Origin of the sequence: Nonomuraea sp. NPDC050643 (assembly GCF_040654715.1) — a bacterium.
In the GTDB taxonomy this organism is placed as follows: Bacteria; Actinomycetota; Actinomycetes; order Streptosporangiales; family Streptosporangiaceae; genus Nonomuraea.
This window is the reverse complement of sequence record NZ_JBFAIM010000002.1, coordinates 311,223-336,488: the sequence shown is the minus strand read 5'-3', so window position 1 is coordinate 336,488 and position 25,266 is coordinate 311,223. Positions and strand designations below refer to the sequence as shown.

24 protein-coding genes are annotated in these 25,266 nt (G+C 69.6%); 22 read left to right on the top strand and 2 right to left on the bottom strand.

Translation table 11 applies throughout. From position 1 onward, the window contains the following. The first annotated feature begins 235 nt into the window (after window positions 1-235). Both AB0I15_RS03805 and AB0I15_RS03800 read left to right on the top strand, forming a co-directional pair. Window positions 236-1,309: a family 2 glycosyl transferase gene (locus tag AB0I15_RS03805; protein WP_358089620.1), complete on the top strand. Its 1,074-nt coding sequence runs from the start codon at window positions 236-238 to the stop codon at window positions 1,307-1,309. Next, window positions 1,306-2,949: a glycosyltransferase gene (locus AB0I15_RS03800; protein WP_358089617.1), complete on the top strand. Its 1,644-nt coding sequence runs from the start codon at window positions 1,306-1,308 to the stop codon at window positions 2,947-2,949. The genes AB0I15_RS03805 and AB0I15_RS03800 overlap by 4 nt, the downstream gene beginning before the upstream one ends. A gap of 24 nt (window positions 2,950-2,973) precedes the next feature. Here the strand turns inward: AB0I15_RS03800 and AB0I15_RS03795 are convergent, their stop codons facing one another. Continuing rightward, entirely contained in the window at window positions 2,974-4,362 is a 1,389-nt protein-coding gene (locus tag AB0I15_RS03795) for a glycosyltransferase (RefSeq protein ID WP_358089614.1), read from the bottom strand. 288 nt (window positions 4,363-4,650) lie between these two features. Between AB0I15_RS03795 and thrC the strand changes: the two genes are divergently transcribed. The 5 genes from thrC to AB0I15_RS03770 all read left to right on the top strand — a co-directional run bounded on the left by thrC (window position 4,651) and on the right by AB0I15_RS03770 (window position 11,245). Beyond that, on the top strand, window positions 4,651-5,709 hold the full coding sequence (gene thrC / locus AB0I15_RS03790; RefSeq protein ID WP_358089611.1) for a threonine synthase: 1,059 nt from the start codon (window positions 4,651-4,653) through the stop codon (window positions 5,707-5,709). Window positions 5,710-5,747: 38 nt separating this feature from the next. After that, complete coding sequence (gene thrB / locus AB0I15_RS03785; RefSeq protein WP_358089609.1) at window positions 5,748-6,665, top strand: homoserine kinase; 918 nt, start codon at window positions 5,748-5,750, stop codon at window positions 6,663-6,665. A 459-nt stretch (window positions 6,666-7,124) separates the two neighbouring features. Further along, the gene (rho, locus tag AB0I15_RS03780; protein ID WP_358089606.1) at window positions 7,125-9,194 is read left to right on the top strand and encodes a transcription termination factor Rho; all 2,070 of its coding nucleotides are present in this window, start codon (window positions 7,125-7,127) and stop codon (window positions 9,192-9,194) included. Window positions 9,195-9,334: 140 nt separating this feature from the next. Then, on the top strand, window positions 9,335-10,600 hold the full coding sequence (locus tag AB0I15_RS03775) for a sensor domain-containing protein (RefSeq protein ID WP_358089603.1): 1,266 nt from the start codon (window positions 9,335-9,337) through the stop codon (window positions 10,598-10,600). Window positions 10,601-10,609: 9 nt separating this feature from the next. After that, window positions 10,610-11,245, top strand: a complete 636-nt coding sequence (locus tag AB0I15_RS03770; RefSeq protein ID WP_358089600.1) for a response regulator transcription factor — start codon at window positions 10,610-10,612, stop codon at window positions 11,243-11,245. A 7-nt stretch (window positions 11,246-11,252) separates the two neighbouring features. Here the strand turns inward: AB0I15_RS03770 and AB0I15_RS03765 are convergent, their stop codons facing one another. After that, a complete protein-coding gene (locus AB0I15_RS03765; protein ID WP_358089597.1) occupies window positions 11,253-12,299 on the bottom strand; it encodes a hypothetical protein in 1,047 nt (348 codons plus the stop codon). 209 nt (window positions 12,300-12,508) lie between these two features. Here AB0I15_RS03765 and rpmE point away from each other — a divergent pair, with 209 nt between their 5' ends. The 15 genes from rpmE to atpA all read left to right on the top strand — a co-directional run bounded on the left by rpmE (window position 12,509) and on the right by atpA (window position 25,266). Then, window positions 12,509-12,727 (top strand): 50S ribosomal protein L31, encoded by a 219-nt coding sequence (rpmE, locus tag AB0I15_RS03760; RefSeq protein WP_358089594.1) that lies wholly within the window; start codon window positions 12,509-12,511, stop codon window positions 12,725-12,727. A gap of 92 nt (window positions 12,728-12,819) precedes the next feature. Beyond that, entirely contained in the window at window positions 12,820-13,872 is a 1,053-nt protein-coding gene (gene prfA / locus AB0I15_RS03755) for a peptide chain release factor 1 (RefSeq protein ID WP_358089591.1), read from the top strand. Further along, a complete protein-coding gene (gene prmC, locus AB0I15_RS03750; protein WP_358089589.1) occupies window positions 13,869-14,723 on the top strand; it encodes a peptide chain release factor N(5)-glutamine methyltransferase in 855 nt (284 codons plus the stop codon). The genes prfA and prmC overlap by 4 nt, the downstream gene beginning before the upstream one ends. Before the next feature lie 104 nt (window positions 14,724-14,827). Then, window positions 14,828-15,475, top strand: a complete 648-nt coding sequence (locus tag AB0I15_RS03745) for an L-threonylcarbamoyladenylate synthase (RefSeq protein ID WP_358089586.1) — start codon at window positions 14,828-14,830, stop codon at window positions 15,473-15,475. 88 nt (window positions 15,476-15,563) lie between these two features. Continuing rightward, entirely contained in the window at window positions 15,564-17,144 is a 1,581-nt protein-coding gene (locus AB0I15_RS03740) for a hypothetical protein (RefSeq protein ID WP_358089583.1), read from the top strand. Continuing rightward, on the top strand, window positions 17,141-17,518 hold the full coding sequence (locus tag AB0I15_RS03735) for a hypothetical protein (protein ID WP_358089580.1): 378 nt from the start codon (window positions 17,141-17,143) through the stop codon (window positions 17,516-17,518). Before AB0I15_RS03740 ends, AB0I15_RS03735 begins: the two co-directional genes overlap by 4 nt. Window positions 17,519-17,581: 63 nt before the next feature. Continuing rightward, window positions 17,582-18,847 carry a serine hydroxymethyltransferase gene (gene glyA / locus AB0I15_RS03730; protein WP_358089577.1) on the top strand — a complete coding sequence of 422 codons (1,266 nt, stop codon included), beginning with the start codon at window positions 17,582-17,584 and terminating at the stop codon, window positions 18,845-18,847. 57 nt (window positions 18,848-18,904) lie between these two features. After that, a complete protein-coding gene (locus AB0I15_RS03725) occupies window positions 18,905-20,194 on the top strand; it encodes an MraY family glycosyltransferase (protein ID WP_358089574.1) in 1,290 nt (429 codons plus the stop codon). 130 nt (window positions 20,195-20,324) lie between these two features. Further along, entirely contained in the window at window positions 20,325-20,747 is a 423-nt protein-coding gene (locus AB0I15_RS03720; RefSeq protein WP_358089572.1) for a hypothetical protein, read from the top strand. Between the two features lie 65 nt (window positions 20,748-20,812). After that, a complete protein-coding gene (locus AB0I15_RS03715; protein ID WP_246547139.1) occupies window positions 20,813-21,028 on the top strand; it encodes an AtpZ/AtpI family protein in 216 nt (71 codons plus the stop codon). A 67-nt stretch (window positions 21,029-21,095) separates the two neighbouring features. Next, a complete protein-coding gene (gene atpB, locus AB0I15_RS03710) occupies window positions 21,096-21,887 on the top strand; it encodes a F0F1 ATP synthase subunit A (RefSeq protein WP_358089570.1) in 792 nt (263 codons plus the stop codon). A gap of 73 nt (window positions 21,888-21,960) precedes the next feature. Further along, entirely contained in the window at window positions 21,961-22,191 is a 231-nt protein-coding gene (atpE, locus tag AB0I15_RS03705) for an ATP synthase F0 subunit C (RefSeq protein ID WP_103955992.1), read from the top strand. 35 nt (window positions 22,192-22,226) lie between these two features. After that, window positions 22,227-22,781 carry a F0F1 ATP synthase subunit B gene (locus tag AB0I15_RS03700; protein WP_358089567.1) on the top strand — a complete coding sequence of 185 codons (555 nt, stop codon included), beginning with the start codon at window positions 22,227-22,229 and terminating at the stop codon, window positions 22,779-22,781. Continuing rightward, window positions 22,781-23,590, top strand: a complete 810-nt coding sequence (locus tag AB0I15_RS03695; protein WP_358089564.1) for a F0F1 ATP synthase subunit delta — start codon at window positions 22,781-22,783, stop codon at window positions 23,588-23,590. Before AB0I15_RS03700 ends, AB0I15_RS03695 begins: the two co-directional genes overlap by 1 nt. Before the next feature lie 23 nt (window positions 23,591-23,613). After that, window positions 23,614-25,266 (top strand): F0F1 ATP synthase subunit alpha, encoded by a 1,653-nt coding sequence (atpA, locus tag AB0I15_RS03690; protein ID WP_358089561.1) that lies wholly within the window; start codon window positions 23,614-23,616, stop codon window positions 25,264-25,266.

Sequence of the window (25,266 nt, the reverse complement as noted above, 5' to 3'; positions counted from 1 at the left end):
CTTGTAGGCGTCTGCCTCGGACATCAGAGGCGTCTCGGACATCTGGGGATTATTGACACCCTAATCAACATTGGCAACCACCGTGCCATAAGTTCCTGGAGGAAAACTGAGAAAACCTGACGGTTCCACCTGTGCCGCCGGGCCTGCCGAATGTGGCACCCGCGTCTACCCGTCAGTAAAACCGGCGTAAGGTAGGCGCCGACTGAGTCCCAAGCGGTCAAGGAGCACCCCACCCATGTCCCTCACCCCTTGCGGCTTCACACGTACGCCGGAGAAGGGGCTGGCCCGCCTGCACTGGGCCGGCGGAGGCTGGGCGGTCGAGGGCCAGCCGCCCGACGTGCCCGCGCTGCGCTCGCTGCGCGGCCTCGAGGTGGAGTGGCCGGAGGCGAAGGTGCCGCTCGACGGCCTGCTGAGCCTGGCCGCCGCCGGGATCCCGCTGACGGCCGACCACGCGCCGCCCTGGGCGCCCGGCGACCTCGCCGCCCTGCTCACCGACCGCGCCTGGCTCGGCCACGCGCCCGACGGCACCTCCCGCTGCCTGGCCGACCTGCGGCGCGAGGAGCACAGCGTACGCCTGCGCCGCCTGGCCCACCCCGGCGGAAGGCCCGAGGTCAGCATCGTCATGGCGACCAAGCGCCCCGCCCTGGTCGGCGCCGCGCTGGCCCAGATGGAGCGCCAGCGCGACGTCTCCGCCGAGGTGCTGCTCGGCCTGCACGGAGTGGCCTTCGACCAGGTCCGCGAGGCGGTACGGTCCTGCTCGCTGCCCGTGAGGTGGGTCGAGGCGGCCGCGTCCGTGCCGTTCGGCGAGGTCCTCAACCGCGCCGCGGCCCTGGCAGGCGGCGACCACCTGGCCAAGTGGGACGACGACGACTGGTACGGCCCCCGCCACCTGGCCGACCTGGCCATGGCCCGCTCGTACGCCGGGGCCGACGTCGTGGGCACCACGGCGGAGTTCTTCTATCTGCGGCCGTTGAAGGCGACGATCAGGCGCACGACGTTCGCCAGTGGCGCGAGCTATCCGAGCGAAGTGTGGAGTGATCACGTAGCGGGCGGAACGATCATGGTTGCCCGGGAGAAATTTCGCGAAATAGGGGGATTTCCCGGGTTGCCGCGCGCTGTTGATCTCGAATTTCTGAAAGCGGCTCAAAAGGCCGGCGCGCGGATCTACCGCACCCACGGTCTGGGCTACGTCCTGCGCAGAGGGCTCAGCGACGACCACACCTGGCAGCTCCCGCTGGCCCACTTCGTGAAGGTGGCCGCCAACCAGTGGCGGGGCTTCCGCCCGAGCCTGCTGATGGAAGCGGCATGACCGTACGCGACGACCCCGGTCTCAGGGTACGCGGCAACGACTACCGGACCCTGAAACCCGACGAACGCTTCACACCCCGGCTGACCGTCAGCATCGTCATCCCGGCCTACGGCGGCCAGGACAAGCTCGACCTGGTGCTCGCCGCGCTGGCCAGGCAGACCTACCCGGCCGGGCTCACCGAGGTCATCGTCGTCGACAACGGCAGCGAGCCCCCGCTGCGGCTCCCCGCCACCCGCCCCGCCGCGACCCGCCTGATCGTCTGCCCCCGGCCCGGCCGGGCCGGAGCCCGCAACGCCGGCCTGGCCGAGGCAACCGGCGACGTGATCCACTGGCTCGACTCCGACGTGGTGCTCACCCCGGGCGCGATCGAGGCCCACATGCGCTGGCACCACGCCGCGCCCTACCTGGTCGTGACCGGCTACATCCGCTTCACCGACGTCGAACCGCCCGCCGAGCTGCCCGACGACCTCGCCGCGCACTTCGAGCCCGCCGAGCCGCACGCCTGGATCGTGGACCTCGTCGAACGCACCGACGGCCTCACCGACAACCCCCAGCGCCCGTTCAGCCTGCACGTCGGAGGCGCGACCTCGGTCGGCGCGCGGCTGATCGAGGCGGCCGGGCCGATGGACGAGGAGCTGATCCTCGGCCAGGACACCGAGATGGGCTACCGGCTGGGGCAGGCGGGGGCGGTCTTCGTACCGGAGCCGGCGGCCCGCGCCTACCACCTCGGGCCGACGATGCGCATGCGCGACAAGGCGCCGATCGACCGGGTCAGCCACGCGTTCGTGGCCGACCGCATCCCGGCCTACCGCTGGCTGCGCGGTCACCCGGGGCGCCAGTGGAAGGTCCCGTACGTCGCCGCCGTCGTCGACGGCACCGCCGGCTACGACCAGGTCCGCGCCACCGTGGACGCCCTGCTCGCCGGCACGCTGCCCGACCTGTCCGTGCACGTCGTCGGCCCCTGGGACACCCTCGACCGCGATCGCCGCGCCCCGCTCAAGGACCCCGCCCTCGACCTGGTGCTGGTCCACGGCCACTACCGGTACGAAGGCCGCGTCCACCTGGCCACGGCCGACGACGTGGACCCCGCCGTGCCCTACGTGCTGCGCCTGCCCGCCGGCTGGATCCCCGGCGAGGACACCCTGGCCCGCCTGCTCGACCTGGCCCGCGACGAGGGCCTCGGCCTGGTCAACGTCCTGCTGAGCGAGTCGTCCGAGGGCGTCGTCGCGGCCCGGCTCGAACGCGGCTCGGCCTTCGCCAGGGCCCGCGTGGTGCTCTCCCCGGGAGAGGACCTCGACGACGCGGTGGACACCGTGTCGGGCGTGTCCTGGGTCGAGGCCGAGACCTACGGCTTCACCACCGAGCCGGCGCAGGTGCTGGGGCGGCGGGGGGCGTACCGGGCCCGGATGGAGGCCCAGGCGGAGGCCGCCAGGCTGGCCAAGGAGGCCGAGCGGCTGCGCGGCCAGGTGGCCAAGTGGAAGGAGGAGTCGGCGCGCTGGCGCAAGACGGCCGTCGAACTGCGCCGCGAGGTCGGCACCCTCCGCCGTCAGCTCGCCGCCGCCGACCGCGCCCAGCAGAGCCTGCGCACGCTGGTGTCCACCACGATGAAACGTGCCCTCCGCCGCCGCCTGCGCGACTGACGCGGGCCGCCGCCGGAGGGTGGGTCAGTTCGGGCGCAGGGCCGACTTCAGGCGGCGGAGCAGGGTCTTCTCCGGCGGTTCGACCGCGACCGTCAACGGCGCCGGGATGGTGACCGGCTCCGGCTGGGCCGGGGCGGGCCAGAAGCGGTCGGGGGGCTCGTGGCGTACGCCGTGGGTGGTGGCGATGATGTCGTCGGCGTCGCGCTCGCCATCGGCCAGCAGCAGCGCGCGGCCGATGGCCGAGGTGCGTTCGAGACGGGCCGTGCGCCCGTCCGGCAGGTCCACGACGAGGACCCCGGCCAGGTCCTTCTGGACCGACTCGATCATCCGCTCCAGCGTCGCCCGGTGGAGCGGAACGTCCACCGGACCCCGGTAACGGAACGGCGCCGGCGCGGGCGTCGGAGCGGCCTCGTCGATGAGGCGGACGCGTTCGTCGTGCGCGAACAGGTCACGCATCAGCCGCAACTCGAAGCACGCGTCGGACAGGGCGAAGCGGCGCGAGTCGTCCAGCCGCGACCACGGCCCCACCAGCGTCACCACGACGTCCTGCAGCTTGCCGTCCAGCGCCGCCATCACCGCCCGCCGCACCACGGCCTCGGAGGTGTCGGTCACGTCGAGCACGATCTCCACGTATGGGACCAGCCACCGCCGCCCGCGATCCTTGCGCAGGTCCCTGCGCAGCGGAATCCGATGCGCCAGGTACGGCTCCACCGCCCGCACCGCCCGCTCCCGGTCACGATGCTGGGCCGGCAACCCCAGATGCACCGCCTGCGCCTCCAGGTCGGGCACGAACACCACGCCGTACATGGCCAGCCGGTAGGAGAACTCGGTGTCCTCACCCCGCGCCACGTTCGGGTCGAGCCCGCCGACGGCGTGGAAGACCTCCCGGGGCAGCGCGAACGTCGGCCCGGTGCACACGTGGTAGGGGTTGCGGCTCTTGCGCAGCCCGTCGGTCTTGGCGATCGTGGCCTCGGTCGAGCTCGACACGGCCGACCCCAGGTCGAACACCTCACCCAGGCGCTCCGCCGCGAACACCTGCCCGGCGGTGACGGGCGGCATCTCGACGAACTTCTTCATCCCGATCGTGACCAGGTAGTCGGTCACGTGGTGCCAGCGGGCCAGCGCCTCGATGTGCTCACGGCAGGCCACCATGTCGGCGTCGAGCCGCTGGATGATCTCGCCGTCGGCGGCCTTCGCGCCGGTGTTGACGGCGTTGGAGATGCCCCAGCCGTCGTGGACGCGTACGAGGCGGGTGTTGACCGGCCGGATCTCCGGCAGCCGGATCGGCGGGCGGCTGCCGTCGTCGACGACCAGGACCTCCATGAGATGGTCCGGATACGTCTGGGCGGCCAGCGCCGCCAGCGTCAGGTCGAGCTTTTCCTGCCCGCCGTGCGCGGGTATCACCACGCTCACGGAAAGGGCGGGAGACCAGGCGCCGAGCTGCGGCGCCGCTACTGGTGAAAAGTCGTTCTGCCTCAGCGCGGGACGCGCGTTCATGGTGGTGACCCCCTGCCGAGACCTTATCGGGAGATGCTGAGAATTTCCTGAATAGTGCCCCTGTCCAATGGGCGAGTCCGGCGGTCGCTTCGGTGGTGGGTCCGACCGTGGATCCGGCGGCGCCTCCGACACAGGGGCGCGGCTCCGCGAGGGCCCGCCGCACCCCGTACACTCTGTGCCCAACACCGCAGGTAGGGAGTCATCATGAGCAGGTCGTGGCGTGGCCTCATCGAGGAGTACCGCGAGCGTCTTCCGGTCACCGCGAAGACGCCGGTCATCACGCTGCTCGAAGGCGGCACGCCGCTGGTGCCCGCGCACCGCGTCTCCGCCCTCACGGGGTGCGACGTCTACCTGAAGGTCGAGGGGGCCAACCCGACGGGCAGCTTCAAGGACCGCGGGATGACCATGGCCATCAGCAAGGCGGTCGAGGAGGGTGCCAAGGCGGTCATCTGCGCCTCCACCGGCAACACCTCGGCCTCGGCGGCGGCCTACGCCGTCCGCGCGGGGCTCACCTGCGCCGTGCTGGTGCCGCGGGGGAAGATCGCCATGGGCAAGCTGGCCCAGGCGCTCGTTCACGGGGCCACGCTGCTGCAGGTCGAGGGGTCGTTCGACGACTGTCTCGAGATGACCCGCAAGCTGTCGTCCAGCTATCCCATCGCGCTGGTCAACTCCGTCAACCCGTTCCGGTTGCAGGGGCAGAAGACGGCGGCGTTCGAGATCGTCGACACGCTGGGTGACGCTCCCGACATCCACTGCATCCCGGTGGGCAACGCGGGCAACATCTCGGCCTACTGGATGGGTTACCAGGAATACGCGGCCGACGAGGTGTCGACGAGGCTGCCGCGCATGTTCGGCTTCCAGGCCAGCGGCGCGGCGCCCATCGTCGAAGGCGCGCCCGTCGCCCATCCGCACACGATCGCCACCGCGATCCGCATCGGCAACCCGGCCTCCTGGTCGATGGCCACCGCGGCGCGCGACGACTCGGGCGGCGTCATCCAGTCGGTGACCGACCGGCAGATCGCGGCGGCGTACAAGCTGCTGGCGCAGGAAGAGGGTGTGTTCGTGGAGCTCGCGTCGGCCGCCAGCGTCGCGGGCCTGCTGCAGGCCCACGCGCAGGGGCTGGTGGAGGCCGGGCAGCGGATCGTCTGCACGGTCACCGGCAACGGGCTGAAGGACCCTGACTGGGCCATCTCGGGGGCGCCGGCGCCGGTCGTGATCCCCATCGACGTCCATGCCGCCGCGGCGGCGCTCAACCTCGCCTGACGGGGGCGCACGGGGAGTGACGAGGGAAAAGTGAACGGATGAGGACCGTTGAGATTCGCGTGCCCGCCACGTCGGCGAACCTCGGGCCTGGGTTCGACGCGCTGGGGCTGGCGCTGAGCCTGCACGACGAGATCGAGGCCGCGCTCACCACGGAGCCCGGGGTGCGTGTCACCGTGACGGGCGAAGGGGCGGGAGAGGTCGATCTCGGCGAAGGGCACCTGGTCGTCAGGGCGATGCGCGCGGCGTTCGACCGCATGGGGGCGCCTCAGCCCGACGGGGTGGCGCTGCGCTGCGTCAACAGGATCCCGCACGCCCGCGGTCTCGGATCGTCGTCGGCGGCCGTGTGCGCGGGCATTCTCGCCGCGCGCGCTTTGGCCGATGGCGAACACGCCGGAGATTTCTCCGACGACGCGGTGTTCGCGCTCGCGACCGAGATGGAGGGCCATCCCGACAACGTGGCCCCCTGTCTGGCCGGCGGGCTGACCGTGGCGTGGTCAGACCACGCCGGTGCGCCCCATATGGTGAAACTGGCTCCCGACCAGCGGATCCGTCCAGTCGCTCTCGTTCCTTCGACGCGGCTGTCCACGGAGGCCGCGCGGGGGCTCTTGCCGAAGGACGTGCCCCACAAGGACGCGTCCTTCAACGCCGGCAGGGCCGCGTTGCTGATCGCCGCGCTGACCCAGCGGCCCGAGCGAGGGCTTCTGCTCGCCGCCACGGAAGATCGACTCCACCAGCACTACCGCGCGCCTGCGATGAGGGAGAGCGCGGATCTGGTAGAACGTCTGCGTGCAGTGGGCGTGCCCGCGGTCGTTTCGGGAGCGGGTCCCACGGTTCTTGCGTTTTCGACATCGGATACGCAGGATTTGATCGCGCCAGAAGTGGGTAATGACTGGCACATCCAGCTAATGGACGTCGACCCGGTTGGTGCGAACGTTCAGTTCCCCGAGACACGCTGATGCCTCTTTAGACCTTCAGGGAATAGCCGTGTGCGCTGGTGATGTTAGGCTGATAGCCGCACCAGATGCCCCCTTGGTGGGTGCGTGCTTGTCAGCCATACATCGCTGCATCATGCTTCACGTCGCGAGGCGTGAGCAGCGCGGCTGTCTCCCCGGAATCCGTTGCCTCCGGTTGGCCCACACCCGGTTGGCGCAACGCGAGGTGGCGACGACGGGGATCTGCGCGTTCGAATCATCTCGACATCTGGTTGGCGACAGCAATCTGGGGGGTGTGTCAGCCACGCGCCTAGGCCCATCGGCCGCGTGGACGTACCCCTCCCCAAGAGTGGCGGCCGTCTCCAGCGACAGCCGAAGATCGCAAAGTGCACCCCGACCCGGTCTGTCCCGCCGGATCGCAAGCACCTCCGGGACGCCCGGCAGAACAAAACCGGCGCCCGACCCCTGGGAAGGACCTTTTAGTTGAGCGACACCACCGAACTCCTCTCCGACGCATCAGGCGCTGAGCCGGCGTCCGGCGACACCCCCACCCGCGCCGCGGCCAAGCCGCGTGCGCGTCGCTCCGGCACCGGCCTGTCCGCCAAGGTGCTGCCCGAGCTGCAGAAGATGGCAGCGGAGCTGGGCATCAGCGGGACCGGGCGCATGCGGAAGAGCCAGCTGATCGCGGCCATCCAGGAGAAGCAGGGTGGCGGTTCCGGAGACGGCGCATCAGCGGCCGCGCCCGCGGCTGAGGCCACAGCCCCGACCTCGACCGAGGCGGCGCCCGTGGCCGAGCGGCCCACCCGTACGCGCAGGGAACGTTCCCGCCCCAAGACCACCGAGGAGCCCGCTCCGCAGGCCGCGGCCCCGGCCGCCGAGCCCGTGATCGCGGCTCCCGAGCCGGTCGCCGCCCCGGCGGAGCCGGTTGTGGAGCAGCAGGCTCAGCCCGCGGACGCCGGACAGGGCGACTCGCGCGCCGAGCGCGGCGAGAGCCGTCGCGAGCGCCGCAGCCGTGGCGAGCGTCGTGAGCGGGGCGACCGCGGCGACCGCTCCGGCGGCGACCGCGGTGAGGGCGGCCGTGCCGACACCGGGCGCGACGGCGGCCGCGATGGCCGTGACAGCCGTGACAGCCGTGACAGCCGTGACCGTGACGGCCGCGATGGTCGTGACGGCCGTGACGGCCGTGACATCCGCGGTGACCGTGGCGACCAGCGCGAGCGCGCCGCCGACTCCGGCACCCGCGGTGACCAGCGGGGCGACCAGCGGGGCGACTCCCGCAACGACCCCCGCAACGACCCGCGCGGTGGCGGCGACGACGACGACCGTAGTCGTGGTCGCAGGGGCCGCTTCAGGGAGCGCAACCGTGGCAGAGGCCGCGACCGCTTCGACAGCACCGAGCCCGTCATCGGCGACGACGACGTGCTCATCCCGATCGCCGGCATCCTCGACATCCTCGACAACTACGCGTTCGTCAGGACGAGCGGCTACCTGCCGGGCAGCAACGACGTCTACGTCTCGCTGGCCCAGATCCGCCGCAACGGCCTGCGCAAGGGCGACGTCGTCACCGGCGCCGTCCGTCAGCCGCGCGAGGGCGAGCGCCGCGAGAAGTTCAACGCCCTGGTCCGCCTCGACACCGTCAACGGCATGGACCCGGAGCAGGCCCGCAACCGGCCCGACTTCAACAAGCTGACGCCGCTCTACCCGCAGGAGCGCCTGCGCCTCGAGACCGAGCCGAACATCCTCACCACGCGGATCATCGACCTCGTCTCGCCCATCGGCAAGGGCCAGCGCGGTCTCATCGTCTCGCCGCCCAAGGCCGGTAAGACGATGGTGCTGCAGGCGATCGCCAACGCGATCACCCGCAACAACCCCGAGTGCCACCTGATGGTCGTGCTCGTGGACGAGCGGCCTGAAGAGGTCACCGACATGCAGCGGTCGGTCAAGGGCGAGGTCATCCACTCGACCTTCGACCGTCCCGCCGAAGACCACACCACGGTCGCCGAGCTCGCCATCGAGCGGGCCAAGCGCCTGGTGGAGCTGGGTCACGACGTGGTCGTCCTGCTCGACTCGATCACCCGCCTCGGCCGCGCCTACAACCTGGCGGCCCCGGCGTCCGGTCGCATCCTGTCGGGTGGTGTCGACTCCACGGCGCTCTACCCGCCGAAGCGGTTCTTCGGCGCCGCCCGCAACATCGAGAACGGCGGCTCGCTGACGATCCTCGCCACGGCCCTGGTCGAGACCGGGTCCAAGATGGACGAGGTCATCTTCGAGGAGTTCAAGGGCACCGGCAACGCCGAGCTCAAGCTCAACCGCTCCCTGGCCGACAAGCGGATCTTCCCCGCGGTGGACGTCGACGCGTCCGGCACCCGTAAGGAAGAGATCCTCATGGGCAAGGACGAGCTCCAGATCGTCTGGAAGCTGCGCCGGGTGCTGCACGCGCTCGACATGCAGCAGGCGCTGGAGCTGCTCCTGGAGAAGATGAAGGAGACCAAGTCCAACGCGGAGTTCCTCCTGCAGGTCCAGAAGACCACGGTGAGCAACGACCGCGACTGACGGTAGCCCGGAAAAGGGGCGGCAGGGCATTTTCCTGCCGCCCCTTTTCTGTTGTCCGGAGCCGAAAGGGGGGCTAGCCCTACCCCATGACGGGCGCTTCCCGGATTCACCGAGCGGGCTCGCGCGGGCAGGCTGGGAGCATGCGTTCAGTGGGGTTGAAGGACCGCGTTCCGCTCGGGCCGAAGGGGCCGCTGGGCATCGTGGTGGACCCGATGACCTGGCGGGCGGCACCATACCTGCTGGTCACCGGGGCGTTCGGGCTCGGCTGGTTCGTGGTGCTGAGCTTCGCGGTGCCGGCCTCGCTCACGCTGGTGGCCGTCTGGGTGGGCGTGCCGCTCATGATGGCGACCGTGCTGATGTGGCGCGGCGGGGCGATGCTGGAGCGGCGGCTGGTGCACGCGGCGCTCGGCGTACGGATCGCCGACCCCTACCGGCCCCGGCCCGAGCGAGGGCTCGGGGCGCATCTGCGCTGGCTGCTGGGCGATGCCGCCACCTGGCAGGACCTGGGTTACCTGCTGATGCTGCTGCCGCTCGGGCTCGTCGAGTCGGCCGTGTCCCTGGTGCTGTGGACGACGGCGGTCGTGCTGCTCCTGCAGCCGCTGCTGCTCGCCCTCTACCAGTTCTTGGGCGTCTACAGCGACGTCACGCTCGACGACTGGCCGGCCGCCTGTCTCGCCGTGATCCTGGGCGCGGTGCTGTTCGTGCTGACGGCGTACCTGGTGCGGGGGATGGCCTGGCTGCACGGCACGCTGGCCACGGTGCTGCTCGGCGGGAGCCAGGAGGAGCGGCTGCGGGCCAGCAGGGCCAGGGGGATCGACGCAGCAGAGGCCGAGCGGCGCCGGATCGAGCGCGACCTGCACGACGGCGCCCAGCAGCGGCTGCTGTCGGTCGCCGTGGACCTGGGGCGGGCGCAGTCGAAGTTCGACACCGACCCCGAAGAGGCCAGGATGCTCATCACCCAGGCGCACGCGGGCACCAAGGCCGCCATCGCCGAGCTGCGCAACCTGGCCAGGGGCATCCACCCGGCCATCCTCAGCGATCGGGGGCTGGACGCGGCGCTGTCGGGGCTGGCCGCGCGGGCTCCCATCAGGGTGGACGTGTCCGTCGAGCTGCCGGAGCGGCCGCCCGCGGCGGTGGAGAGCATCGCGTACTTCATCGTGGCCGAGACGCTGACCAACATGGCCAAGCACTCCGGCGCCACCGAGGCGTCGGTCACGGTCCTGCGCGATCATCGCGGCGTGGTGGTGGACGTGTGGGACGACGGCCTCGGCGGGGCGCTCGTCAGCCCCGGCGGCGGGCTCGCGGGGCTGGCCGACCGGGCGGCCACCATCGACGGCGTGCTCGTGCTGCACAGCCCGATCGGCGGCCCCACCCTGGTGCGCGCGGAGCTGCCCTGCGAATGGTAGTCATGTCCCATGCGCGTGGTCATCGCCGAGGACTCCGTACTGTTGCGCGAGGGGCTGGCACGGCTGCTCGCCGACGGCGGCATCGAGACGGTCGCGGCCGTCTCCGACGGGCCCTCGCTGGTCAGGGCCGTACTGGAGCATGAGCCCGACCTGGCGATCGTCGACGTGCGCATGCCGCCCAGCCACACCGACGAGGGGCTGAGAGCGGCGCTGCGGGTCCGCGAGACCAGGCCGGACTTCCCGATCCTGGTCCTGTCCCAGTACGTCGAGGAGCGTTACGCCGGCGACCTCATCGGCAAGGCCGTCGGCTACCTGCTGAAGGAGCGGGTGGCCGACGTGGCCGACTTCCTGGAGACGGTGCGCCAGGTGGCGGCCGGCGGCACGGTCATCGATCCCGAAGTGGTCGTGCAACTGCTCAGCCGCCAGCGCCGCGGCGCCCCGCTCGACTCGCTCTCCCCCCGTGAGCGCGAGGTCCTCGCCTTGATGGCCGAGGGCCGCTCCAACACCGCCATAGCGGCCAGGCTGGTCGTCTCGGAAGGAGCCGTGGAGAAGCACATCTCCGGCATCTTCGCCAAGCTGGCCCTCGGGCCGGCGCCCGAGGACCATCGGCGTGTGCTGGCCGTCCTGACCTACCTGGGCCGCTAGGGCCCGCTTACCTGACGTCCACGAACTCCTGCGGCGACAGCGCGCTGCGGGTCTTGCTCGTGCCCGGCACCTTGACCTGGAAGTAGCCGTCCTTCCTGGCCTTGAAGGTCTTGCTGTACTTGCCGGTCGAGGTCGCCTTGGCGAAGCCCATCAGCTTGTACGTCTTGGTGCCCTTCGCCTTGAAGTACACCTCGACCTTCTTGCCCTTGTACGCCTTCGAGCCCCGGTACACCTTGCCGTACACCTTGAAGGACTTGCCCTTGCGGACCTTGTTCGCCGCCGCGATCGTCACCCGGCTCTTGGCCTTGTTCGTCGAGCCGCCCGCGGCCGCCTCGACAGAGAACGCCGCCTCGCCCTTGAGGGTCTGGCCGCCCCTGCGGGCGTAGATCTCGAGGGTCCAGGAGCCCGCCGGGGTGTCGTCGGCGAAGTAGGTGGCGCCCCGGTAGTAGCCGTCGGACTCCTTCGCCAGGTCGCCCAGGTCGTAGTATTCGCGGCTGCTGTCGCTGACGAGCTTGGCCGACACCGAGCTCGCGTCCTTCACCGTGGCCTCGACGGTGACCTTGACGTCCTGGCCCTTGACGAGCTTGACGGGGTCGGGGTTGACGCTCGCGCCGGTGATGCCCTGCTTGTCGGCGACCGGCACCACGAAGGGGGTGGTGTTGGTGCCGGTGTCGCGGGTGACGGTGACGTTCAGCTTCCAGTCGCCGGCCGGGTCGTCCTTGCTGATCGGCCACCTGCCGGTGATGGTCTGCTCGGCCCCCGTGCCGCCCGTGCTGAAGTCGAACGAGACCGACTTGGCCGACTTACCAGGCGGTTCGATGGTGCCGGTGACGCTCGTGACCTTCGCGGGGTCCTTGAGGGAGAGCCTCACGACACCGTCGATGTCGTTCTGGATCGGGATGTACGCCTCGGCTGAGGCGCTGCCCGAGAAGTCGTCCGCCATGGCGACGGCGTACTGGGCGGCAGACGCGCCGGTGGCTGGGAGGGTGATGCCTCCGGCGAGAATGACGGCCCCCGTGGCGGTCGCAAGGAGCAACCGCGCGCTTCTCTTCATCTGATCAGGTCATCCTTTAGGGAAAAGTGACGATTGATGCGGATGGAGCCTAATGTCACAAGAGTGACCGCGTCATAAAGATCGAGGGGAATGCCCGATGGCCTGGGCTGGTTGCACGATCTGGCACACTGGTAGCTGACCATTTTTGCGGTTCCGGTTCACGCCACGCGTGAAGGCGACCCGGCGGCCGCACCCCGAAAGGACCAGCGATGAAGCGCGACATCCACCCCGATTACAACGTGACGCAGGTGAGCTGCTCCTGCGGTAACACGTTCACCACCCGTAGCACCGCGAAGAACGGCGTGATCCACGCCGACGTGTGCTCTGCCTGCCACCCGTTCTACACGGGCAAGCAGAAGATCCTCGACACGGGCGGCCGGGTTGCGCGCTTCGAGAAGCGCTTCGGCAAGAAGGCCGGCGGCAACTAGCTTCACCGACGCCGACCCGGTCGCACCCCGGTGCGTCGGGTCGGCGTTGTCGGTGAAACGGCCTACTGCCCACTTCAAGTGAAGGACCCACGGTGAACCTCGACGAGTTGCTCAAGGAGTATTCCGAGCTGGAGCTGCAGCTCGCCGACCCCGCCGTGCACGCAGACCAGAACAAGGCCCGCACCCTCGGCAAGCGTTACCGCCAGCTCACCCCGATCGTCGGCACCTACCGCGAGCTCGATTCGGCCCGCCAGGACCTGACGGCCGCCAAGGAGCTGGGCGGGGAGGACGAAGGCTTCGCGGCGGAGGCGGCCGAGATCGAGGAGCGCATCCCTCAGCTCGAGGAGCGGCTGCGGCACCTGCTCATCCCGCGCGATCCCAACGATGACAAAGACATCATCATGGAGATCAAGGCGGGCGAGGGCGGTGAGGAGTCCGCGCTGTTCGCGGGCGACCTGCTGCGCATGTATCTCCGATACGCCGAGCGCATTGGCTGGAAGACCGAGATCATCGACAGCCAGCCCTCCGACCTGGGCGGTTACAAAGACGTCACGGTCGGCATCAGGGCCAAGGGCGACGAGGGCGTGTGGTCCAGGCTCAAGTTCGAGGGCGGTGTGCACCGCGTGCAGCGCGTGCCCGTCACCGAGTCGCAGGGCCGCATCCACACCAGCGCCGCCGGCGTCCTGATCTACCCGGAGGCGGAGGAGGTCGACGTCCAGGTCGACCCCAACGAGCTGCGCATCGACGTCTACCGCTCCAGCGGCCCCGGCGGCCAGAGCGTCAACACCACCGACTCGGCGGTCCGCATCACCCACCTGCCCACCGGCGTGGTCGTCTCGTGCCAGAACGAGAAGAGCCAGCTCCAGAACAAGGAGTCGGCGCTGCGCATCCTGCGCGCCCGGCTGCTGGCCATTGCGCAGGAGCAGGCCGAGGCCGCCGCCCAGGCCGAGCGCAAGTCGCAGGTCCGCACCGTCGACCGCTCCGAGCGCGTACGCACCTACAACTTCCCGGAAAACCGCATTTCCGACCACCGGGTCGGCTTCAAGGCGTATAACCTCGACCAGGTTCTCGACGGCGAGCTCAACGCCGTCACCCAGGCCCTCATCGACGCCGAGATGGCGGAGAAGCTCGCACAACACTCATGACATTTCTGCTGGACGAGATCGCCCTCGCCACCGCCCGGCTGGCCGAGGCAGGTGTGCCCTCACCGCGCACGGACGCGGAGGAGATCGCGGCGTTCGTCCACGGCGTGCGCAGGAGCGAGCTCCACACGGTCAAGGACGGCGACTTCGACGCGCTCTTCTGGGAGGGCGTCGCCCGCCGTGAGGCTCGCGAGCCGCTGCAGCACATCACCGGGCACGCCTACTTCCGCTATCTGGAGCTCGCGGTCGGGCCCGGCGTGTTCGTGCCGCGGCCCGAGACCGAGGTGATGGCCGGATGGGCCATCGAGACCCTGCGCGAGATGGACGTCACCGCCCCGCTCGTCGTCGACCTCGGCACCGGCTCGGGCGCGATCGCGCTGTCGATCGCCCAGGAGGTGGCGCTGGCCGAGGTGCACGCCGTCGAGGTCGACCCCGAGGCGTACACATGGGCCAAGCGCAACATCTCCGAGCACGGCCAGGGCCGCACCCACCTGCACCCGGAAGACCTCGCGGAGGCTCTGCCCGAGCTCAACGGCAAGGTCGACCTGGTCATCTCCAACCCGCCCTACATCCCGCCCGGCGCGATCCCGCGCGACCCCGAGGTGCGCGACTACGACCCGTCCAGGGCGTTGTTCGGCTCGGGTGACGACGGGCTCGGCGAGGTGCGCGCGGTCGAGCGCACGGCCAGACGGCTGCTGCGCCCCGGTGGCTGGGTGGCCGTCGAGCACGCCGACGAGCAGGGCAGGGCCGTCTATCTGACCTTCCCTGAAGACAACGGCTGGCGTGACGTACGCCTGCGCCAGGACCTCACGAGAAGAGACCGCTTCGTCACCGCGAGGTTGGGCCAGGACTAGGATGCACGCGAGCTCCCGGCGAAAGGGAGCGATGCGGGCGAATGCGGAAGGAGGAGGCCTCGAAGGCACCGCTCGATCATCGAGCGGAGCGAGGCAACAGGACCGTGGGACGACGTTTTGACTGCTCCGACCTCGAACAGCGAGCCGAGGGCCTGACGGAGGCCGCCGCCGCAGTCCGGCGCGGTGAGCTCGTGGTGCTGCCGACCGACACCGTCTACGGGATCGGCGCCGACGCCTTCACCCCCGCGGCGGTCACCGCGCTGCTCGACGCCAAGGGGCGGGGCCGCGAGATGCCCCCGCCCGTGCTCGTGGGCACCGTCAGAGCCGCCACAGCGCTCGTGGACGACCTGGGGCCCTATGGGCAGGACCTGATAGACGCCTTCTGGCCGGGGCCGCTCACGCTCGTCTGCAAGGCCAACAGGGCCCTTTCCTGGGACCTGGGGGAGACCAAGGGCACGGTCGCCATACGCATGCCGCTCCATCCGGTCGCGCTCGACCTCCTCAAGGAGACCGGCCCCATGGCCGTCTCCAGCGCCAACCGCTCCGGAGCCCTCGCCGCCACCACGGCGGAGGAGGCCGAGGAGCAGCTCGGCGACTCGGTCGCGGTCTACCTCGACGGCGGCAAGACCACCGACAACACGCCCTCCACCATTCTCGACCTCACCACGGCCGTGCCCAGGCTGCTGCGCCGCGGGGCCATCCCGGTGGAGAAGCTGCGCGGCATCATCGGCTACGTCGCCACCGACGACTGACGTATACCCGCTGCTTATTCCGGCTGCTATCGCGCTCGGGCCAAGATTACGGTGAGGCCCGGAGCGGCGATGCGTCCGGGAGTGGCTCATGGGCAAGTACGACGGCATGGACCCCAAGCTGGTCCGTGACCTGCTGACCGAGGTCGAACACGCGGCCACGCAGTTGCGCACGGTCGAGGGCCAGGTCAGGGTCGCCATGGGCCGGGCCGGGCTGCCGTCCCAGGCGACCCATCGGCCCGCGCAGGTGGCGGACGCGGTCGACGTGATGGTCCGCGACGTCAACGTCCGGCTCGAGGAGCTGGAGAAGCGGGCGGATCCGCCGAAGGGGGCCGACGAGCCCAAGGACGAGCGGCGCGAGGGGCGGCGCGGGGCCGATCCCGGGGCGGACGACGGCGCCTCGACGGGGAAGGACGGCACGACCGGGGTCGAGCCACCGCCGAAGTCGGACGATGAGCCGAAGCGCGACACGGACGGCAAGCCGGACGCTGATGGTAAGCCGGACGTGGGTGACAAGCCTGACGTGGGCGGGAAGCCCGACGCTGACGGTAAGCCGGACGTGGGCGACAAGCCGGACGCCGACGGCAAGCCCGACGTGGGTGAGAAGCCGGATGCCGACGGGAAGTGCGACGACTCCGATGGCGCCAAGGACACCGGGACCGGCAAGGACGCCGAGGGCGACGGCAAGACCGGTGACCAGCCCGTCGATCAGCCCAAGGACGACGAGCCGGACAGCAGGCGCGACCGCGGGGCCGAGGCGGACGGCGGTGTGACGGACACCCCCGCCAACGACGGGGAGCAGGGGGTCGGCAAGCCGCGGGTGGTGGTGGTCGACGGCGTGAAGGTCCTGCAGGTGCCGCTCGATCCGCCCACGGCCGAGCAACTGGAAGACATGCTGGAGAACAGCGACGACGTGCAGCCGGCCGAGATGCCGAAGCTCCCCGCCGACCCGGCGGGCGTCTCGAACGCCGGCACCTGGGACGACACCCCGGCGGCGGACGGGAAGTGCGACTCCGGCAAGGACACGACCCCGGGCGACCAGTACCCGGCCCCGGACCGTCCCACGGGAGACGCCCCGGACCAGGGCCGAGACGACGGCCAGGGCACGGGAGACCAGGGCACGGGAGGTCAAGGCCGCGGCGATCAGGGCGCAGGAGATCGAGGCGGCGGCGACCAGGGCACCGGCGACCAGGGCACTGGAGATCAAGGCGGCGACCAGGGCAGCGGTGATCAGGGGACGGGGAAGCCGGTCACCATTCCGCCGACGGATCCTTCGGTCGAGTTGCCCGACGGCGACGCGGCCCGGCCAAACGTCGGGGCCGAGGTCGGAGACGCCGAGGTCGGAGACAGGGCGGGGGAGAGCGTGGAGAGCGGTTACGGCGTGCGGGTGATCCTCGGCGGTGGGGAAGGTGGTTTCGAGGTGGTGGCGGGGTCCGGCGTGGAGGCGTGGGCGGGTGACGGCAGTGAGGTGGTCTCCGTCGGCGTTCTCCCGCCGGACCTCGACGCGCTGAGGACGGTCATCGATCACCACCGCGACGTCCAGCCCCTCGACCTGCCCTCCGTCGAGGTTCCCCCCGGCGCGTACGGCAAGGGCGAATGGGAGCCCGTGGAGGTCAGGCCGGACGGGCCGCCGGGGTCGGTCGATCCCGGCGCGCCGGAGAGGAGCCCATGATGTACGTGGACCCGCCCGCCCCCAGGCCCAAGGAACCCCACGAGGTGCCGCCCATCAGCTCCTCCGGGGCCCTCGAGAACCCCCAGCGGGCGTGGGAGTTCAATCCCGACTACCAGCGGCTGGTGGTGGCGTGGAACACCGTGCTGCCCCGGCTCGAGACGCTCAAGACGGCCCTCGACAAGGCGTACTCGCTGGCCAAGAGCCCCCAGACGTGGGACGCCCCCGTGGGCGAGCGTTACGTCGAGGACATCCGCGAATGGCGCACCAGGCTGGCCCTCTACCGCCATTCCGTGCTCACCACGATCAGTGACGAGGCGGCGGACACGCCCCGGTGGATCCCGACGACGGCCAACGCGCCACATGCCTTCCCATGAGCCGAAATTTCCGGCCGGCGTCGGCATATGGGAGAAACGGACATTCAGTCGTACAGTGGAGAAATGGGTGCGGAGCCCTCATACGGGCCTGACTTCGGGCTGCTGCAGAGGCAGGATCCCGAGATCGCGCAGATCCTGCTCGACGAGCTCGAGCGGGTGCGCGGCGGGATCCAGCTCATCGCGAGCGAGAACTTCACCTCGCCCGCCGTGCTGGCCGCCCTCGGGTCCACCCTCACCAACAAGTACGCCGAGGGCTACCCGGGCAGGCGCTACTACGGCGGCTGCGAGGTGGTGGACCGTGCCGAACGGCTGGCGGTCGAGCGGGCGAGACGGCTGTTCAAGGCCGAGCACGCCAACGTCCAGCCCCATTCCGGGGCCTCCGCCAACCTGGCCGCCTACGCCGCCCTCCTGCAACCGGGCGACACCATGCTGGCCATGGCGCTGCCCCACGGCGGGCACCTCACCCATGGCTCCAAGGTGAACTTCTCGGGAAGATGGTTCGACGTCGTCTCGTACGGAGTGCGTCGCGACACCGAACTCATCGACTACGACGAGGTCCGGGACCTGGCGCTGCGGCACCAGCCGAAGCTCATCGTGTGCGGCGCGACGGCCTACCCGAGACTGATCGACTTCTCCGCCTTCCGCGGCATCGCGGACGAGGTGGGGGCGTGGCTGCTGGCCGACGTGGCGCATCCGATCGGGCTGATGGCGGGCGGGGCGATCCCGTCGGCGGTGCCGTACGCGGACGTGGTGACGCTGACCACGCACAAGGCGCTGCGCGGGCCGCGCGGCGGCGCGATCCTGTGCACGGAGGAGCTGGCCAAGAAGATCGACCGGGCGGTGTTCCCGTTCATCCAGGGCGGGCCGCTGATGCACGTGGTGGCGGCCAAGGCGGTGGCGTTCGCGGAGGCGATGCGGCCGGAGTTCGCCGACTACGCCAGGCGCGTGATCGAGAACGCGCGGGTGCTGACCGACGCGCTGGCCGTGGAGGGGATCCGGGCCGTGTCCGGCGGCACCGACACCCACCTGGCGCTGATCGACCTGCGCGGGATCGGCGTGACGGGGGTCGAGGCCGAGCGGAGATGCGCGGCGGCCGGGATCACGCTCAACCGGAACGTCGTGCCGTACGATCCCGAACCTGCGACGATCACCTCGGGGATCCGCGTCGGCACCTCGTGTGTGACCACGCAAGGCATGGGGCCCCAGGAACTTAAAGAGGTCGGCGCTCTGGTGAGCCGGGCGGTGCGTGATCCCGGCTGTGCGCAGGAGGTTCGGGAAAGAGTCTCGGCGCTTCTCGCCATCCATCAGCCATATCTGAGCGAATATTAAGCTGGTCTGTGTCGTTTTCCGGTCACAGTTGGCCGGAGCATCCGGGAAACTAGGTCCGTGCGCGAATACCTGTTCATGGCGCTCATCTCAGCGGCGGTGACCTATCTGCTGGTCCCGCTGGTGCGGCGCTTCGCCATCCGCATCGGTGCCATGCCCGAGGTGCGCGAGCGCGACGTGCACACCACGCCGACGCCCAGACTGGGCGGCCTGGCGATGTACGGCGGCCTGGTCGTGGGCCTGCTGGCGGCCAGCCAGCTCACGCACACCGGGGAGGCGCTGGCGGAGTCCGACGCCAACGCGGTGACCGCGCTGATCGTGGCGGGCGGGCTCATCACGCTGACCGGGTTCCTGGACGACTGGTGGGGCATGGACGCCTTCATCAAGCTCGGCGGGCAGATCGCGGCGGCGGGCGTGCTGGTCTTCTTCGACCTGCGGCTGCTCTACATCCCGCTGCCGCAGAACTGGGGCGGCTCCACCAGCCTCGACTACACGCTCAGCACGATCATCACGATCCTGGTCGTGGTCGTGACCATCAACGCGGTCAACTTCGTCGACGGGCTCGACGGGCTCGCGGCCGGCATCGTCTGCATCGCGGCCATGGCGACCTGGGCCTATTCCATCTTCCTTGCCCAGAGCATGAGCGTCGGCAACATCACCACGACGGCCGCCATCGCCGCCGTCCTCATCGGCACCTGCCTGGGCTTCCTGCCGCACAACTTCCATCCGGCGAAGATCTTCATGGGTGACACGGGCGCCATGCTGATCGGCCTCGTGCTCGCCTCCTCGATCGTGACCGTGACCCCGCTCGACCCGGCGGCCATCGACGACATGAACAAGGTCCCGGTGCTGCTCCCGCTGATGCTGCCGGCGGCCGTGCTGATCCTGCCGCTCATCGACCTGATCACCGCCGTGGTGCGGCGCACCTCGCACGGCCTGTCGCCGTTCGCGCCCGACCGCGGCCACCTGCACCACCGGCTGCTCGACATCGGCCACTCGCACCGCCGCTCGGTGCTGATCATGTACGCGTGGGCGTTCCTGTTCGCCTTCGGCATGGTGCTGATGTCCAGGGAGGGCGTGCCCGTCCTGATGTTCCCCGTGGTCATCGTGCTGGCCCTGGCCGTGCTCGTGCTGATGGCCGCCCCGCGCTGGCGGGGCAGGGGCGGGGCCCACTCCGCCTCCCGCGGCAAGGAGCCCGACGACGACGGGCCGCCCACGGGGCCGATGCCGCCGATCCTGCCAGATCCGCAGGTCAGACGGCAGATGCCGCCGGCCGACGGCCCTTCGGCGCCCGAGCGCGCAACGGCCGAGGGCAATCCGGTCATTCCCGTCTTTCCGAGCCGTTCTTGATCGCGAACTAGAAACGGCAGGTAAAAGCGGTCTTCTGTGAGCTTGTGATATCTTTCACGAGCAGGGACTCCAGACGCACCGGCTCTGGAGGTAGCAAACGCTCGCTTGATAACAGGTAAATGGAGCACCGATGCAGGCCAACGACGTGCGCGTACTCAGAAGCGCCGCGATTCCGACCTTCGCGGTCGGAGTGGTCGCCGTGGTCGTGGCGCTCCTGGCAGCCGGTGGCAAGGGAGCGCTGGGCGCCGCCATCGGCACTCTGCTCGTCGGGTTCTTCTTCAGCGTCAGCGTGGTGGCGGTGTCCTACGCCGCCCGCGTCTCACCGCAGATGATGGCGATCGCCGCGATGGTCAGCTATCTGGTCAAGGTCATAGCGATCATGATCGTGCTGAGCGTGTTCGGTGACACGACGGCCTGGAACCCCAAGGCGTTCGCCTGGACGGTCGTGGTCTGCACGCTGGTGTGGACGGCCTTCGAAGTGCGCGCTTTCATCAAGACGAAGATGCTTTACGTCGACCCCGAAGCCAAGGTCCCCGGTAAGGGCGACTCATGAGGCTGGTTCACGGACGGGGTCCGATATGACTAGTCCTCCACTCGCCTGCTATCGTCGGGGCCGCGATGAGCGCACAAGAACGCCGGCCGGAAGAAGACGGTCGCGACTTCGCCGACGCCATGTGGTCAGTCCCCAGCTACTTGCTCGCAGGGATGGCCATCTATGGCGGAATCGGGTGGTTGCTGGACCGCTGGCTAGACACGTCCGCGTTCTTCCCCATAGGCACCGTCCTGGGGCTGGTGCTTGCCGGCTATCTGGCCTATCGGAAGTTCTCTCGCTAGTCCGACGTAGCGAAAACTCCGCCGAGGAAACCCTTGTGATCCACTACGACGTTGAAGGGAACGCCGCGTGATTACGCTGACGGCCCCAGCCCCTGGCGAGTTCGGGGCGCCGACGCCCAACGAACTGTTCGATCTGCCGCCGATCATTCCGGGGGTCGAATGGTTCACCAAGCCGGTCCTGCTGGCGGTTCTCAGCTCCGTCATCGTGATCGGTCTGTGCTGGGCGGCCTTCTCCAAGCCCAAGCTGGTGCCCAGGGGTATGCAGAACGTCGTCGAATACGGCTACGTGTTCGTCCGTGACCAGGTCGCCCGGCCCTTCCTGGGCAAGGACTCCGACCGGTTCATGGGCCTGCTGGTGACGTTGTTCTTCCTGGTCCTCATCTGGAACCTCATGGGCGTCGTACCGTTCGCCCAGTTCCCGGTCGCCTCGCACATCGCCTTCCCGGCGGTGCTGGCGCTCTCCATCTACGTGCTGAAGATCTACCTCGGTGTCAAGCACCAGGGCCTGGGCGGCTACTTCAAGAACATGATGTTCCCCCCCGGTCTGCCGAAGCCGATCTACCTGCTGCTGTCGCCGATCGAGTTCCTCTCGAACATGATCATCGCGCCGTTCACGCACGCGGTACGACTCTTCGCCAACATGTTCGCCGGGCACATGCTGCTCGCCTTCTTCAGCATGGTCGGCTTCTGGTTCCTGTTCGAGAAGCTCACCCCGCTCGGCGCGGGCGTCGGTGTGGTCGGCGTGGTCATGACGATCATCTTCACCGGCTTCGAGATCTTCATTCAGTTCCTGCAGGCGTTCCTCTTCGCGATGCTGGCATCGATGTACATCGGTGGCTCCTTGCACGCAGAGCACTGAGAACCACATACCGGAATATCCATGACCGGTGGAGACACCGCTTCACCGGCTGTCCAGTAAAGGAATAACAGCAATGAGCGTTCTCGCTGAGGTCTCCGGCAACGTCACCGCCATCGGTTACGGTCTCGCCGCCATCGGCCCCGGCATCGGCGTCGGCATCATCTTCGGTCAGGGCGTGCAGGCCATCGCCCGCCAGCCGGAGGCGTACGGCCTGATCCGCCAGAACATGCTCCTCGGCTTCGTCCTCACCGAGGCCCTCGCCCTGATCGGTCTGGTCGCGCCGTTCCTCTTCGCGAACCTCTAAAGACCAGAAGAATCCCCTGACGAAAGGCTGCACCCATGACTATGGCAGCTACGCTCCTCGCGCAGGAGGAGGGTGAGTTCAACCCTCTCATCCCGCACACGTACGAGCTCGTCGTCGGTATCTTCGCGTTCCTCGTCGTCTTTTTCGTCGTCGGCAAGATCCTCGTCCCGCGCATCCAGAAGACACTGGCTGAGCGGACCGACGCGATCGAGGGCGGCATCAAGAGGGCGGAGGAGGCTCAGGCCGAGGCCCAGGCCCTGCAGAGGCGTTACGCCGAGCAGCTCGAAGAGGCCCGTCGTGAGGCCGGCAGGCTGCGCGAGGAAGCTCGCGAGCAGGCCGCCCAGATCAAGGTCGAGCTTCGCGAGGAGGCGCAGGCCGAGGCCCGCCGTCTCGTCGAGGCCGCCCACGCGCAGATCGAGGCGGACCGCCAGGCGGCGTTCGCTCAGCTCCGCACGGAGATCGGCCGCCTGTCGACCGACCTGGCGGGCCGCATCGTCGGTGAGTCCCTCGAGGACGAGACCCGGCAGAGCCGCATCGTGGACCGGTTCCTTGACGAGCTGGAGAACAGCAACGCGCAGGCGGTGCGCTGATGCGCGGTATGAGCAGGACGTCGCTGGCCGAGGTCGAAGAGCGGTTCAACGCGGTCGCCGGTAGCGCCGACCTCGGCGCGCTCTCCGACGAGCTGTTCGCGGTCGCGGATCTGCTCGACCGCGAGCACGGCCTGCGCCGCGCCCTGTCCGACCCGGCCAGGAGCGCGGAGCAGAAGGCCGCCGCCGCGCGCTCGCTGCTCGGCGGCAAGATCAGTGAGGCGGCGCTCGCCACCGTCGAGGCCGCGGTCTCGGCCAAGTGGTCGCGCGCCGGTGACCTGGCCGACGTGCTCGAGCGGCTCGGTGTCGTCGCCGCGGCCGCGGAGGCGGAGGGCCAGCGACGGCTCGACGAGGTGGAGGACGAGATCTTCCGCTTCGGCCGCATCGTCGCCGCCAACCCCGCCCTGCGCCGCGCGCTCGCCGACGCGGCCGCGCCCGAGGAGGGCAAGCGCGAACTGCTGCGCAACCTCCTCGACGGCAAGGTCGCCCCCACCAGCCTGCGGTTGATCACGCAACTGGTGGTGCACCCCCGTGGGCGTAACCTGGAGTCGGGCCTCGAAGAGGTCAGCCAGCTCGTCGCCCAGCAGCGCCAGCGCCTCGTGGCGGTGGTCCGCAGCGCGGTCGAGCTGTCCGAGACGCAGAAGGAACGCCTGGCGGCGTGGCTGCGGACCTCGTACGGCCGTGAGGTGCACCTGAACGTCGAGGTGGACAAGCGAGTGCTCGGTGGGTTCTCGGTCCGCATCGGCGACGAGATCATCGACACCACCATTGTGGGACGAATCGAAGAAGTCCGCCGCCGGTTGGCCGGCTAGGCGAATAGGGAGACAGAGTAGAGATGGCGGAGCTTACGATCCGGCCGGACGAGATCCGGGACGCGCTTGAGCGCTTCGTCCAGGCGTACGAACCGGAAGGCGCCGCGCGCGAGGAGATCGGGACCGTCGTCGACGCCGGCGACGGCATTGCCCATGTCTCCGGCCTTCCCTCGGCGATGGCGAACGAACTGCTCGAGTTCGAGGACGGCACGCGCGGCCTGGCACTTAACCTCGACACCCGCGAGATCGGTGTCGTTATCCTGGGCGACTTCAGCAAGGTCGAGGAGGGCCAGACGGTCCGCAGGACGGGCGAGATCCTGTCCGTGCCCGTCGGCGACAACTTCCTCGGCCGCGTGGTCGACCCGCTCGGCAACCCGCTCGACGGCAAGGGCGCCATCGAGGCCGAGAGCGTCCGCGCTCTCGAGCTGCAGGCCCCCACCGTCGTTCAGCGGCAGCCGGTGAAGGAGTCACTGGCCACCGGCATCAAGGCGATCGACGCCATGACCGCGATCGGCCGTGGCCAGCGACAGCTGATCATCGGCGACCGTGGCACCGGCAAGACCGCGATCGCCGTGGACACCATCCTCAACCAGCGCGAGAACTGGGCCTCCGGCGACCCCGCCAGGCAGGTCCGCTGCGTCTACGTCGCGGTCGGCCAGAAGGGCTCGACCGTCGCGCAGGTGCGCGCTCGCCTGGAGGAGGCGGGCGCGATGGAATACACCACCATTGTCGCCGCCCCCGCCTCCGACCCCGCCGGCTACAAGTACATCGCGCCCTACGCCGGCTCGGCGATCGGTCAGCACTGGATGTACCAGGGCAAGCACGTCCTGATCGTCTTCGACGACCTGACCAAGCAGGCCGACGCCTACCGCGCGGTCTCGCTGCTGCTGCGCCGTCCGCCGGGCCGTGAGGCGTTCCCCGGCGACGTCTTCTACCTCCACTCCCGTCTGCTGGAGCGCTGCGCCAAGCTCTCCGACGACATGGGCGCCGGTTCGATGACGGGTCTTCCGGTCATCGAGACCAAGGGCAACGACGTGTCGGCCTTCATCCCGACCAACGTCATCTCCATCACCGACGGCCAGGTCTTCCTCGAGACCGACCTGTTCAACGCCGGTGTACGCCCCGCCATCAACGTCGGTGTGTCGGTGTCGCGAGTCGGTGGCTCCGCTCAGTCCAAGGCCATGAGGAAGGTCGCCGGTACGCTGCGTCTGTCGCTTTCGCAGTACCGCGACCTGGAGGCCTTCGCGGCCTTCGCCTCCGACCTCGACGCCGCGTCCAAGGCGCAGCTCGAGCGTGGCCAGCGGCTGGTGGAGCTGCTCAAGCAGGCCCAGTACAGCCCGTTCTCGCTGGAGCGCGAGGTGGCCTCGATCTGGGCCGGCACGACGGGCGAGCTGGACGACGTGCCGATCGAGGACGTCCGCCGCTTCGAGCTGGAGTTCCTGGACTACATCCAGTCTTCGCACAAGGGCATCTTCGACACCATCCGCGAGACCAAGGACCTGGTCGACGACACGGTGACCTCCCTCAAGGACGCCATCACGGAGTTCAAGAAGGGCTTCACCACCTCCTCGGGTGAGCTGCTGGTCAAGGACGAGCCGGTCGCGCCCCTGGGTTCTGACGAGGTGGGCCAGGAGAAGATCAAGAAGGTCGTCCGTCCTGCGGCGGAGAAGAAGTAG